This window comes from Saccharothrix variisporea, assembly GCF_003634995.1.
GTDB lineage: Bacteria > Actinomycetota > Actinomycetes > Mycobacteriales > Pseudonocardiaceae > Actinosynnema > Actinosynnema variisporeum.
In genome coordinates, this window is sequence record NZ_RBXR01000001.1 from 1,678,256 (window position 1) to 1,691,352 (window position 13,097).

8 protein-coding genes are annotated in these 13,097 nt (G+C 73.4%); 5 read left to right on the plus strand and 3 right to left on the minus strand.

From position 1 onward, the window contains the following. The first annotated feature begins 29 nt into the window (after window positions 1–29). The 3 genes from DFJ66_RS07080 (at window position 30) to DFJ66_RS07090 (ending at window position 4,081) form a co-directional block, all read left to right on the plus strand. Window positions 30–1,712, plus strand: coding sequence for a DEAD/DEAH box helicase (locus DFJ66_RS07080; protein ID WP_121219105.1), 1,683 nt, complete (start codon window positions 30–32; stop codon window positions 1,710–1,712). Between the two features lie 211 nt (window positions 1,713–1,923). Further along, window positions 1,924–3,246, plus strand: a complete 1,323-nt coding sequence (locus DFJ66_RS07085; protein ID WP_170199178.1) for a RecA family protein — start codon at window positions 1,924–1,926, stop codon at window positions 3,244–3,246. Between the two features lie 103 nt (window positions 3,247–3,349). Next, window positions 3,350–4,081 (plus strand): DUF1684 domain-containing protein, encoded by a 732-nt coding sequence (locus DFJ66_RS07090; RefSeq protein ID WP_121219107.1) that lies wholly within the window; start codon window positions 3,350–3,352, stop codon window positions 4,079–4,081. Here the strand turns inward: DFJ66_RS07090 and DFJ66_RS07095 are convergent. Next, window positions 4,041–5,429 (minus strand): carboxylesterase family protein, encoded by a 1,389-nt coding sequence (locus DFJ66_RS07095; protein WP_121219108.1) that lies wholly within the window; start codon window positions 5,427–5,429, stop codon window positions 4,041–4,043. The two genes, DFJ66_RS07090 and DFJ66_RS07095, sit on opposite strands and share 41 nt — an antisense overlap. Before the next feature lie 19 nt (window positions 5,430–5,448). Here DFJ66_RS07095 and DFJ66_RS07100 point away from each other — a divergent pair, with 19 nt between their 5' ends. Both DFJ66_RS07100 and DFJ66_RS07105 read left to right on the plus strand, forming a co-directional pair. Continuing rightward, on the plus strand, window positions 5,449–6,876 hold the full coding sequence (locus tag DFJ66_RS07100; protein ID WP_121230791.1) for a pyridoxal phosphate-dependent decarboxylase family protein: 1,428 nt from the start codon (window positions 5,449–5,451) through the stop codon (window positions 6,874–6,876). A gap of 10 nt (window positions 6,877–6,886) precedes the next feature. Then, window positions 6,887–7,828, plus strand: coding sequence for a P1 family peptidase (locus DFJ66_RS07105; RefSeq protein ID WP_121230794.1), 942 nt, complete (start codon window positions 6,887–6,889; stop codon window positions 7,826–7,828). A gap of 641 nt (window positions 7,829–8,469) precedes the next feature. On the opposite strand, the gene DFJ66_RS07110 is transcribed toward DFJ66_RS07105, so the two are convergent. Continuing rightward, window positions 8,470–11,649 (minus strand): tetratricopeptide repeat protein, encoded by a 3,180-nt coding sequence (locus tag DFJ66_RS07110; RefSeq protein WP_121219109.1) that lies wholly within the window; start codon window positions 11,647–11,649, stop codon window positions 8,470–8,472. Between the two features lie 171 nt (window positions 11,650–11,820). Then, window positions 11,821–13,068, minus strand: a complete 1,248-nt coding sequence (locus DFJ66_RS07115; protein ID WP_246029618.1) for a GGDEF domain-containing protein — start codon at window positions 13,066–13,068, stop codon at window positions 11,821–11,823. Window positions 13,069–13,097 lie beyond the last annotated feature (29 nt).

A 13,097-nucleotide genomic window follows, 5' to 3' on the forward strand; every position in this document is an offset into this window, starting at 1 on the left:
TTCGCGGGCGATCAGCGAAACTTGACCCCATGACCGCCGACGCGCCCGACGACGACAGGACCAGCTTCGCCGACCTCGGGCTGCGCCCCGAGCTGCTGCGGGCGCTCTCCGGACTCGGCTACGAGGAACCCACCCCCATCCAGCGGGAGGCCATCACCCCCTTGGTCGAAGGCCGCGACCTGCTCGGCCAAGCCGCCACCGGCACCGGCAAGACCGCCGCGTTCGCCCTGCCCGTGCTGGAGCGCATGGGCGACGGCGGGCGCACCGACACCGAGCCGTTCGCGCTGGTCCTGGTGCCGACGCGGGAGCTGGCGGTGCAGGTGTCCGAGGCCGTGCACCGGTACGGGCGCGAGCTGGGCGCACGCGTGCTGCCGATCTACGGCGGCCAGCCGATCGGGCGGCAGCTGCGGGTGCTGGAGCAGGGCGTGGACGTCGTCGTGGCCACGCCCGGTCGTGCGGTGGACCACCTCAACCGGGGCACGTTGAAGCTGGACAAGCTCCAGATCGTCGTCCTCGACGAGGCCGACGAGATGCTCGACATGGGCTTCGCCGAGGACCTGGACGCGATCCTGGCCGAAGCGCCCGAGGACCGGCAGACCGTGCTGTTCTCCGCGACCATGCCGCCGCGCATCGACCGGCTGGCCCGCCAGCACCTGACCGACCCGGTGCGCATCACCATCGGCCGCGAGCAGACCGAGCCCGGCGAGGCGCCGCGCGTGCGGCAGAGCGCCTACGTCGTGCCGCGCGCCCACAAGCCGGCCGCGCTGGGCCGCGTGCTGGACGTCGAGGCGCCCACGGCGGCGATCGTGTTCTGCCGCACCCGCGACGAGGTGGACCAGCTCACCGAGACGCTCAACGGCCGCGGCTACCGGGCCGAGTCGCTGCACGGCGGCATCAGCCAGGAGCAGCGCGACCGGGTCATGGCGCGGCTGCGCAACGGGACCGCGGACCTGCTGGTGGCCACCGACGTGGCCGCGCGCGGGTTGGACGTGGAGCAGCTCACGCACGTCGTCAACTACAACGTGCCCTCCGCGCCGGAGTCCTACGTGCACCGCATCGGCCGGGTCGGGCGGGCGGGCCGCGAGGGCGTGGCGATCACGCTGGCCGAGCCGCGCGAGCACGGGATGCTCAAGACCATCGAGCGGGTCACCAAGCAGCGCATCCAGATGGAGAAGGTGCCCACCGTCGCCGACCTGCGGGCCCGCCGGCTGGAGCTGACCCGGGCGGCGCTGCACGAGAGCCTGCTGGAGGACGACCTGGAGGGGTTCCGGGTCGTGGTGGAGACGCTGGCCGACGAGTTCGACGTGGTGGAGATCGCGTTGGCGGCGGTCAAGCTGGCGCACGAGGCCACGGGCGCGGCGGCCGACGAGGAGGAGATCCCCGAGTTCGTGCCGCGCGACCGTGACCGCCGGGGCGCTCCGGCGGGCGGCGAGCGCCGGGAACGCCGGCCGCGCCGCCCCACGGCCGGCATGACCCGGCTGTTCGTGGGCGCCGGCCGCAGTGCGGGCATCCGACCGCAGGACATCGTGGGCGCGATCGCGGGCGAGGCCCGGCTCAACGGCCGCGAGATCGGCGCGATCGAGATCGCCGACCGGTTCTCCCTGGTGGAGGTGCCCGACAGCGCGGCGCAGCAGGTGATCACGGCCCTGCGCGGCGCCACCATCAAGGGCCGCAAGGTCACCATCCGCCGCGAACGCGACGACAACCGCTGACCCGGTAGCACCACCTCCGCACACCCCTGCCGGGCGGGCCGCACCGCCCGCTCGGCAGCCGCCCGTTCGACTGCTCATCCCCTTTCTCAGCACCGGCGCACCGATATGATTCGAGGCCGGACAGGAGCGCACCGGAGTATTCGCGCGGACGAATTCCGGGAGATCACCGCACTTTTGCGGCGATATGCGCTCGGGGCGGGAGGGAGCTCTCGTGACCGCGGACAACTCCATTCTCGCGGACCCGGTCGGGCCGACATCACCGCAGGTCCCGGTGCCGCACAACCTCCCGCCGCCGGTTCACCGGTTCGTCGGCCGCCACCGTGAACTGGACCTGCTGACCGCACTGGCGACGGCCGGCGGCACCGGTCGGGTGTGCGTTCTGGCCGGGCCACCGGGAATCGGCAAAACCGAATTGGCGGTGCAGTGGGCTGCGAGTGCGCGCAGCCTGTTCCCGGACGGCCAGGTCTACGTGGACCTGCGCGCTTTCGACCCGGTGCGGCCGGCGCTCGACCCGGCCGAGGCGCACCGGCTGGTCCTGGGCGCGCTGCACGTGCCGCTGTCGTCGGTGCCGACCCACCCCGACGACCGGTCGGCCCTGCTGCGCGAGGTGCTGGACCGGCGGCTGCTGCTCGTGCTGGACAACGCGCGCGACAGCGACCAGGTCCGACCCCTGCTGCCGTCGTCACACGGGTGCTTCACGGTGGTGACCTCGCGGCACCGCCTGGACGAGCTGACCGTGCACCACGGCGCCGCGCACGTCCCGGTCGGGCCGCTGCGCCCGGCGGAGTCGGTGCGGCTGCTCGCCGAGCACCTGAGCACCCACCGGGTGCGGTCCGAGCACGCTGCCGTGGCCCGCGTGGTCGCGGCGTGCGGCGGCCACCCGCTGGCGCTGAGCGTCGTGGCGGCCCGCGCGGCGGACCCGGCCGAGTCGCTGGACGTGGTCGTCGGTGAGCTGGAGAGCCGGGGCGGCGGGCCCGGACCGACCGCCGTGGCCGCCGTGCTGTCGCTGGCCTGCGAGAACCTGCCGACGGGCGTGCGGCGGGACTTCCGGACGCTGGCGCTGCACCCGGGCGCGGAGTTCGACGCGGCCGCCGCGGCGGCGATGACCGGCGGCGACACGTTCCGGGCGCGGGAGACGCTCCGGGAGCTGGTGCGCTGCCACCTGCTGGGCCGCACGTCCTCGGGCCGGTTCGCCTTCCACGCGCTCACCCACGTCTTCGCCGCCGAGCAGGCCTCGGCGATCGACCCGGCCGAGCGGCGGACGAGCCGGACCGCCCTGCTCGACCACCAGCTGCACGCCGCCGACCGGGCCGACCGGCTGATCGACGGCCGGCACCCGGTGCCGCTCGGGCCGTGCCTGCGGCCCGAGCTGCTGCCGGCGCTGGCCACCCGGTCCGACGCGCTGGCCTGGTTCACCACCGAGTACGACAACGTGCTGGCCGCCGCCGCACTGGCCCGCCGGGAAGGCCTGGACGCCCACGCCCGGCAGCTAAGGCGGACCACTTCGGCCTTCGCCCGCCTGACCGGGCGGTGACCGGGCCGGCTGTCCAGACCCGATCAGCATGTGGACGTGGTGGTGGGGCGAGCGCGACCGTGGTTGATTCGCCGGTGGACGAACTTCGCGAGGGAGGACACCGATGACCACGGTCGGAAGCCTGGAGACCGAGTGGGCCGCGTTCCGCGCCGAGCGCGACAACGGGCTGCGCGACCCGCACGGGTGGCTGAGCATCAGCGCGCTGCACTGGCTGGACGCGACCCCGCGGTCGTTCCCGGGCGTGCCCGGCGAGTGGAGCACGGACGGGACCGCCGCCCGCACCGGCGACACCGAGTACACCCTGGCCGAGGCCGGCTCGACGCTGGTGGACGGCGAGGACGGGGTGAAGGTCGAGGTCGTGCTGCGCACCGGCCGGTACGGGCTGCGGGTGCGCGACCCGCGCCACCCCGACCTGGCGACCTTCGCGGGCGTGCCGACGTTCGACTTCGACCCGCGGTGGGTGGTGGACGCCGGGTTCGAGGCCTACCCCGAGCCGCGGACGGTCGTGGTCGGCGCGGCGCGGGACGGGCTGGAGCACCACCTCACCGCGGTCGGGGTGGCCACCTTCGAGGTGGACGGGCAGCCGCAGCGGCTGGTCCTCACGCAGCTCGGCGACCGGGTGCAGGCGCTGTTCCACGACACGACCAACGGCGACACGACCTCGGCGTGGCGGACGCTGTTCGCCGACGCGCCGGCCGACGGGCGGGTGCGGCTGGACTTCAACCGGGCGCTGAACCTGCCCTCGCACCTCACGCCCTACGGGACGTGCCCGAAGCCGCCGGAGGGCAACGTGCTCACGGTCGCGGTCGAGGCGGGCGAACGCCGGTTCCGCTGACCGGGGCGGCGCCGCCAGGAGCCACGCCGACCGGGGGCGCGCTGACCGGGGGCGCGCCGACCGGGTGGTCGCGCGGGGTGTCCAGGTCGACCTCCCGCCACAGCGCGCGGCGGGCGGACAGGTCGACCTGCTCACCCCAGTGCCGCACCCCGGTCCAACCGGGGTCACCGGTGCGGCAGAAGTCCACCCACGCCCGGAGCATCCGGTCCGACAGGGCGTGCTCGGCGGGACCGGCGGGGCCGCCGATGAGGAAGTCCGCGCCGGCCAGGTTGCCGAAGCAGAACGGGACGTCGGCGGTGTGCCAGGCCGGCGGGCAGCCGAACCGGGCCAGGTGCGCGCGACCGTGGGCCTCGGCGATGCGGGTGGTGGGTTCGGCGAACACCATGTCCCCCATGAGTTCCACGAACGCGTCGGCGACGGTCGGGAACAGGGCTCGGTAGCCGTCGAGGAGGTCTTGCGGCAGGCCGTGGTCCCGGCCGAACCGCGCGTACTCGGCGTCGGTGCGCACCGGGGTCAGCGTGCCGACCGCCTCGAACAGGCGGTACTCCGACGTGGTGTGGCACAGCAGGGCGTCCACGTGCGGCGGCAGGGCGGGCAGGCGGTCGGCGACGGGTCCGAACAGGACGGGGTCGTAGCCCAGCGGGCCCGCCTTCTGCGCGGCGATCAGCGCGTCCGCGGAGGCCACCGCGGACTCCGGGGTCCTCGGGTCGATCCACTCGGCCACGCGGCGGGCGAAGTCCTCGGTGTAGCAAGCGTTCGGCACGCTGTGGGCGATCACGCGGCGCACGCCCGGCGCGTCGGCCAGGAACAACGCCGAGCCCGCGCCCGCGGACTGGCCGCCGACGGTGATGTTGTCCGGATCGCCCCCGAACACCGCGATCTCGTCCCGCACCCAGTCCAGCGCGGCCCGCTGGTCGAGCAACCCCCGGTTGGCCGGAAAACCCTCCACCCGACCGAAGCCCTCGAAACCCAGCCGGTAGTTGCAGGTCACGACGACGAGGCCAGCGCGGGCCAGGGCGGCGCCGTCGTAGTCGGGCTGGGCGGAGGAGCCGAAGGTGTAGGCACCGCCGTGCAGGTAGAGCAGGACGGGCCACCCGTCGCCGCGCGCGGGCGCCCACACGTTGAGGGTCAGCACGTCCTCGTCCCCGGGCCGCCACACCGGCGCGCCGGGCAGTGCGGCGGACTGCGGCGCGATCGGGCCGAAGTCCAGGCAGTCGCCGGTGTGGTCGGCGCGGACCGGCGCGGCGAACCGGCGTGGGCCGAAGGGCGGTTCGGCGTACCGGATGCCCAGGAAGGCGTCCACACCGGACTCGACCGCCCGGCCCCGAAAACGCCCACGTGTGCTCATCGGCGTCTACTCTGCCATGGTGGCCGATCCGCTGATGGGACGACAGGACGCCGCCGAGGCGCTGGGCCTGGTGGCGGAGGCGGCCGGGCCTTACCTGGCCGCGCTACCGGACCTGCCGGTGCGCGACGCCGCGCAGGCGCACCTGCTGAAGGACTTGGACGGTCCGCTGCCCGAGGACGGCGAAGGCGCGCCGGCGGCGGTCGCGGAGCTGCTGCGGATCGGGACGCGCGCGGCCACGCACTCGTCCGGGCCGCGGTTCTTCCACTTCGTCGTCGGCGGGTCCACGCCCGCCGCGCAGGCCGGCGACTGGGTCACGTCGCTGCTGGACCAGGCCTCGGGGCTGTGGCTGACCTCGCCGCTGGCCGCGCGGGCGGAGACGGTCGTGCTGCGGTGGCTGCGCGAGCTGGTCGGGCTGCCGGAGTCCTTCGGCGGGGTGCTCACGCCCAGCGCGACCTTCGCGAACCTCACCGGTCTGGCGTGCGCCCGGCACTGGTGGGCGGCGCGGCACGGGACGGACGTCACGGCGGACGGGCTCGCCGGGCTGCCCCGGATGCCGGTGTTCTCCAGCGGGTACGTGCACGCCAGCGACCGGAAGGCGTTGCAGCTGCTGGGTTTGGGGCGCGACAGCGTGCGCACCCTGACCCGCGACGACGCCGGTCGGATCGACCTGGACGCGCTGGACCGCGAGCTGGCCGCGGCGGGTCCGGCGGTGGTGATCGCCAACGCGGGCGAGGTCAACGCGTGCGACTTCGACCCCCTGTCGGACATGGCCGACCTGGCGGAGGAGCACGGCGCGTGGCTGCACGTGGACGGGGCGTTCGGCCTGTTCGCCGCGCTGTCGCCGGAGACCGCGCACCTGGTGCGGGGTGTCGAGCGGGCCGACTCGGTGGCGGCGGACGGGCACAAGTGGCTCAACGTGCCGTACGAGAGCGGGTTCGTGTTCGTGAAGGACCCGTCGGTGCTGGGGCGGGCGTTCGGCGGGTGGAACGCACCGTACCTGCCGGCCCCGGACGACGAGCTGGTCAACTACAACATGCTGGGCCCGGAGTCGTCCCGGCGTGCGCGCGCATTGCCGATCTGGGCGACCCTGCGCGCGTACGGGCGGTCGGGGCACCGGGCGATGGTCGAGCGGCACCGGGACCTAGCGGTGCACCTGGGCCGGACCGTCGAGGAGTCCGACGACCTCGAGCTGATGGCCCCGGTCACCCTGTTCGTCGTCTGCTTCCGCTACCGGCCGCCCGGCGTACCCGAGGACCGGTTGGACGAGTTGAACCGGCGGCTGGGCGCGGAACTGGTCGAGGACGGGCGGGTGTACGCGGGCACCACGGTGTACCGGGGCGTGGTCGCACTGCGGCCCGCGATCGTGAACTGGCGGACGACCGAGGCGGACGTGGACCTGCTGGTGGAGGTGGTCCGCGAGATCGGTGGCCGCCTCCTCGATCAGTAGCATCGCGGTCGTGCGCAACGCGATCACCGACGTACCCGGCGTGCTGGTCGGCCACTCCACCCGGACCGGCGACGGCGCGCTGACCGGTTCGACGGCGGTGCTGTTCCCACCCGGGACGGTGTGCACAGTGGACGTCCGAGGCGGCGCACCCGCGACCCGCGACACAGCGGCCCTCGACCCGAGGCACGGCGGACGGACCGTGCGGTGCGTCCTGCTGACCGGCGGCAGCGCGTACGGCTTGGCCGCAGCGGACGGCGCGGCAGCCGAGGTCGGCTCGTTCGTACCCACGGCGGCGCTGTACGACTTGGGGCGCGGCGGGGTGTTCGACACTTACCCGACGCCGGAGATGGGCGCTTCAGCCGTGCGCGCGGCAGCCGTCGAGGTACCGCAGGGCAACGTAGGCGCGGGAACCGGCGCGATGAACGTGTCCCTGAAAGGCGGCCTGGGCACCGCCAGCGTTGACCTCGGCGGTGGCGTGATAGTCGGCGCGATAGCCGCCCTCAACGCCGCCGGCACCAGCATCGATGCCACCACCGGCCTGCCCTTGGCGCACAACCTGGGCCTGCCGGACGAGTTCCCACCCCCCGCCGGCGACGACTTGAGCCGCCCGCTGCCCGAGGTCGTGCGGCCGTTCAACACCGTGATCGGAGTAGTCGCCACCAACGCCCGAGTACCCGCCTACGCACTGGCCACCGCCGGCCAGGACGGCCTGGCCCTGGCCGTGGACCCGGCACACGGGATGCCCGACGGCGACACCGTCTTCGCCGCATCCACCGGCACCCACGACGGCGACCTCCAGACCGTGCTGGAGGCCGCACGACACGTGTTCGCCCGAGCTCTGGTGCACGGCCTGCTGGCGGCGGAGTCCGTGACAACGCCGTGGGGACACCTGACGGCGTATCGGGAGCAGTACCCACTGACAGGCGCGGGTTACCGGAGCCGGACTGCCTGATGCACGCGACAAGCGGCAGTCCACCGGAGGGGACACAACTCAACTTGGGCTTCTTGCTTTTGTCATCTCCGTATGGCCTGCCCGAAGGGCTACCACATTTTCCAGGGGTTGCAGCCGAAAGTTTTGCGAGGAACGAGCAAAAGTTTTAGCGGCAACCCCTGGAAAATGTGGTAGGCTCCGCCAGGCCATACGGAGATGACAAAAGCAAGAAGCCCCCGCCGTTGCAGTTGAGTCATCTTTGGTGGCCTGCCCGCTGGCGAGGCGCTTTTCGCTTTTAAGCGCTTTAAACAGAAACGCTTCGCTCTCAAGCCGAACGCGCTTCGCGCTCTTGGGAGCGCTGGCGCGCTCGAAAGATGAAAAGCGGCGCTCGCCGCGCGGCAGGCCGCCAGCGGGGGGTGAAGGGCGTCGGTTCCCCCGCCGTATGGCCTGGCGGAGCCAACCACAGATTTCCCGGGGTGCCGCTAAAACTTTTTGCTCGTTCCTCGCAAAAACTTTCGGCTGCACCCCGGGAAATCTGTGGTAGCCCTTCGGGCAGGCCATACGGCGGGGGAACCGAGGCCCTCCACCTGTGGTGGTCACCACGCAGACAGCGCGCTGCGCGCGCGGAAAAACTAGAAGCCGCGCTTCGGGGCTCTGGGTGTCTAAGCGGTGTGGGTCCAGCCGTGGGCTGCGTGTCGGGAGCGTTGGGCGAAAGGCACCGCGATGTAGTTCTCCAGGTTCAATACCCCGCCGGTCGTCCGGTCCAGCTCCCGCGCGAACGCGATGATGCCGCGATCCGTCCGGTCCATCAGCCAGGCCAACAACACCACCACCACGTCTGCCAACACTCCGACCTGGAACGGCATCTCGTCGCGGTTGCCGGCGGTTACGGCGTGGGCGAAGTCGGTCATGCCGCGTTCGGTCAGCTCTCGGGGTCCTACCTCGATGGCGCGCTTCATCGAATCCACGACCAGGGGCACGACGGTGGCCCACGTCGAGCGTTCCGCGACCTCGCAGATCAGGCCGCCGCACAGGGCGGTGGTCCACAACGCGCCCGGGTCGTTCGCCCGCACGGCTCCCACGGCCAAGTCCGGCAGCAGTTCGGCGCCCTGGGTCCACAGGCCCTTGGCCACCGACAGTTCCACGGCGTGCCGGTAGTGGTCCAAGGCCTTGGCGTGGTCGCCGCGCGATGTGAGCACGCGGCCGAGTTCGTCGTGGCACGCCGCGATGTCGGCGGGGGCTCCTCGGCGTTCGGCCAGGGCCAGGCCCACGGTGGCGTAGTGCTGTGCGGTCTCCAGTTCGCCCAGGTCGCGGTGGCAAGCGCCGAGTTCGCGGACCACCGTCAGTTCGGCGGCGTCGTCGTGTTCGGCTCGGAACAGCTCGACGGCCGCCACGCCTGCCTCGATGGCCGCGTCGAGGTTTCCGAGGTGGTGGTGGCGCAGGCACTCCTCCAGCTTGAACTCGGCCTGCTTGCGCCGGTCCTGCAGTTCCACGGCCACCTCGTGGCCCTCGGCCGCGTAGCGCAGCGCGCTCTCGTGGTCGTCCCCGCTCAGCTCACCCAGCACGCCGATCGCCTCCACCAGCCGCGCGCGGGCGCCCCGGGTCCGGAACACCTCGCACGCCTCCAGCGCGGCCCGCCGCGCGTCCTCCGGTCTGTCCTGCCGCACCAGCAGGTGCGCCATGCGCAGCAACACGTCCGCCCGGTCCCGGCACGCGTCGCCCCGCTCCACACACTTCTCGAAGTCCGCGAGCGCGGCGTCGTATTCCCCGCGTTCCTCGTGGGCGCGGCCGGTCAGCTCGTGGCGCAGTGCGCGGCGGGGTGCGGCCTCCTCCTCGGGCAGGTCCAGTTCGTGCAGCGCCGCGTCGACGCGGTCGGCCAGGGCCGGGTCGCCGCCCAGTGCCAGTTCGGCCAGTAGGACGTCCACATAGGACGGTGTGTCGGCGGCTCCGCGCTGTTCGGCGGTGTGGCGCAGCGCGGTGATCTCGCGGTGCAGCACGGTGGTCAGCGGTGCGGGGCAGGTGCGGGCGAGGCGGCCGAGGAGGTCGGCTTCGGCCAGGGCGGCCTCGCCGTCGGTGGTGGACCGGTCGCGCCACTCGTCCAGGCGGCCGTTGACCGTGCCCAGGTACAGGTAGGACCGCTCGATGCCGCCGGGCGTGCCGGTGTTGACCACGGCGTGGGCGGCGGGCACCTCCTCGGCGGTCAGGCGGTGCGCGACGGTCGTCGCGAAGCTCGACGCCAGGCCGGGCGGGATCGCCCACAGCGTGCCGATGTAGCCGCGCGCGCCGGCGCGCAGGAACTCGCGGCCGACCTCGGTCCACGGGCGGCGGGAGTTGTTGACCACGATCGGGCGGTGGCCGAGGTCGGGGATGGTGGACAGGGGCTGGTCGCCGAGCACGATGCCGTCGTCGTCGCCGTGGGTGTTGAAGAAGACCAGTTCGACGGGCAGGTCGCGGGCGAGGGTGGCGAGGGCCTCCGGGGAGGCGTCGGTACCGGAGAGCACCAGCGGGTGGGTGAAGTGGCCTACGCGCCGGCCGTCGGGCTCGGGTGCGGTGGTGTCGAAGAGCAGGCTGAACGCGCCGGGTTCGCGGGCGGCGCCCTCGCCGTACAGCTCGGTCAGGACGACCAGGGTCGGGTCGGCGGCGACGTGCCCGATGGGTTTGCGGGTCCAGTTGGCGTCGTCGGTGCGGACGAACGAGTAGGGCAGGCCGGTGGTGAACGCGGTCAGCCGCCGGTCACCCACCGCGTGCACCACCTCCGCCGGGACCTGCGCGGTGACGACGGCTTCCAGCGCGGCGAACGGGTCGTGGTCGCCGGCGGACAGGTAGCGCCACAGGGCTTCGACGAACCCGATGCCCTTGACGGCGTCGCCGATGGCGCGGGCGGCGGCGGTGACCCGGTCCTGCTCCTCGGCGACGACCCGGTGCACCTCGGTCAGGTCGGGGACGGGCGCGGTGACCAGCGCGGCTCTTCGGTGGTGCGCGTACTGCGCGGCGACCAGGGTGTGGGCGGTGCCGGTGTCCTCCACCAGGACGGCTTCGTCGGTGTCGGACCCGACCGGCTCGGGCATCGGCGCGGAGGCGGCGAACCGGAGCGGACGACCGGTGTGCAGGGCCGTGTGCAGCGCTTGGACCTCGGTGCCCGGCGGGGCGTCCAGGACGTCGGGGTCGCCTTCGCGCAGCGCCCGCCACGCGGTGTGGGTCAGGTCGTCGTCCGGGGACAGGCGGACCAGGTCCAGGCCGTCGAGCAGGTCGCCGTCGTAGTCGCACAGCAGGACCGCTCGACGCACGCCGGTCTGGTGGAGCAGGTGCGCGAGTCGCTGGTCCAGGCGCGGGTCGGGGTCTTCGACCACCAGCAGCGGCGCGAAACCCGGCAGGCAGGACAGCACGACGGCCGCCGCCTGCGTCTGGTCGGGCCGGCACACCACGGCGGTGTCCGCGACCCCGTAGACGGGCGCGCTGGTCACGGTGACGTGCAGTTCCGACTCCCCCGCCGGCAGCGCCACGCGCACGCCGTCGTCCAGGGTCGTGCACGGCGAGGAGCCGCTGACGTGCAGCGACACGTGGTCGGAGAGCGCGAACCGGACGCCGTCACCGGTCTCGGTGCCGGGGGCGGCCACGGTCAGCCGCCACTCGGCGGGCGCGGGCAGGTCGAAGCGCTGCTTGAGCACCGTGCGGACGTGGCCGTCGCGGTGCTCGTCGACCAGCAGGTCGCGGGCGCCGGCCTCGGCGGTGAGGTGCTCGCTGACCGGCAGCGGCGGCTTGCGGTGCACGTCGAGCAGGACGGCGCGCAACAGCCCCGCCTCGAAGCGGAACCGGATTCCGTGCGGGGCACCGAGGTCCACTGGCTCCCAACCCTTGCTGCGACGACTCCACCGCCGACGAGTGGTGGCGCGCAGAAACTACGCCACCGCGACGCTCCACCGGTACAACATCCCGCAGGTCAATGAGGTTGTTACACACGCTGCCGCGTGGATCACAGCGCCGGCTGTCCGGTTTGGTCCGCTATCGCCGGGTCAGGCACCGGGGTGTTCCGAGCGGGCGGCGGGCATCCAGCGGACCCGGCGGTGCCGTCCGGCCACCTGCACCTGGTCGCGGCCCTGCCGCTTGGCCTCGTACAGCGCCGCGTCGGCCGCCGCCAGCAGGCCTTCGACCGTGTCCTCCGCGACCGACGGCCACACGGCGATGCCGATGCTCACCGTCAGCCCGTCGACCCGGCCACCCTCGGCGTCGTCGGCCACGACCTGGTGCACCTGCCGCCGGATGCGTTCGGCGATCGCCTCCGCCTCGCCCGGCTCGACCCCGGGCAGCAGGACGGCGAACTCCTCGCCGCCGAACCGGCCCACCGCGTCGCCCCGGCGCACCGCGCCCGACAGGGCCACGGCGATGCGGCGCAGCACGGCGTCACCGATCTGGTGACCGTGGGTGTCGTTGATGTCCTTGAAGTGGTCCACGTCGATCATGAACAGGCCCACGGTCGCGCCCGGCGGCTGCCGGCGGGTCCGGTCCAGTTCCAGCGACGCTTGCAGGTGCCACGCCTCGGCGTTGAGCAGCCCGGTCTTGGCGTCGGTCCGCGCGGCGAGCTCGAGCTGGTGGATCAGCACCGTCCGGTGCAGGGCGACGGCGGCCACGACCATCGGCAGCGCGAACCCCGGCCACCACGCCACCGCCAGCGCCACGAACACGCCCATCGCGAGCTGACCGGCCTCCAGCAGGTTGTCCGAGGCGCTGCCCACGGCGTCGCGCACCGACCGGGGCCGCACGGTCAGCAGGATCACGATCGCGACCAGAGCCGTGTTGACCAGCCACTGCGCCGCGCCCGCCCCCACCAGCCCGACGAAGTCCAGCCAGCCCGAGGGACGCCCCGACGCCAGGTGCTCGCGCAGGCCCGTCACGCCCGCCACCGCGCCCGCCGCCGACGTGGCGAGGACCATCATGGAGGTGGTGAACACGTTCCGGTGCGGTGGCCGGGACGCGTCCCAGCGCCCCACCACCCACCAGCGGTGCGCGTACACGAGCACGACCAGCGCGACCGCGAGCGAGGGCGGCAGCACCAGGGCGCCGGCCAGCATCCAGATGCTGCACAGGTCGACGTGCGGCAGGTGGCTGTGGTCGCGCCGGATGCGCTCGATCCAGCGCGAGCAGTGCAGGTGCAGCGCGGCACACCCGGCCAGCACGCCGAACACCGGCCACGCGCCCGCCGGGACCGGCCACGCCGTGGTCGCCGCGATGGCGATCAGCGCCAGCAGATCCACCGACAGCACGTACACCAGGGCCTGCCGTGGCAGGGACC

Excerpts from the sequence above, each read along its gene's own strand:
- DFJ66_RS07095 (WP_121219108.1), bottom strand. The coding sequence starts at position 5,429 with ATGAGCACACGTGGGCGTTTTCGGGGCCGGGCGGTCGAGTCCGGTGTG.
- DFJ66_RS07090 (WP_121219107.1), top strand. The coding sequence starts at position 3,350 with ATGACCACGGTCGGAAGCCTGGAGACCGAGTGGGCCGCGTTCCGCGCC.
- DFJ66_RS07080 (WP_121219105.1), top strand. The coding sequence starts at position 30 with ATGACCGCCGACGCGCCCGACGACGACAGGACCAGCTTCGCCGACCTC.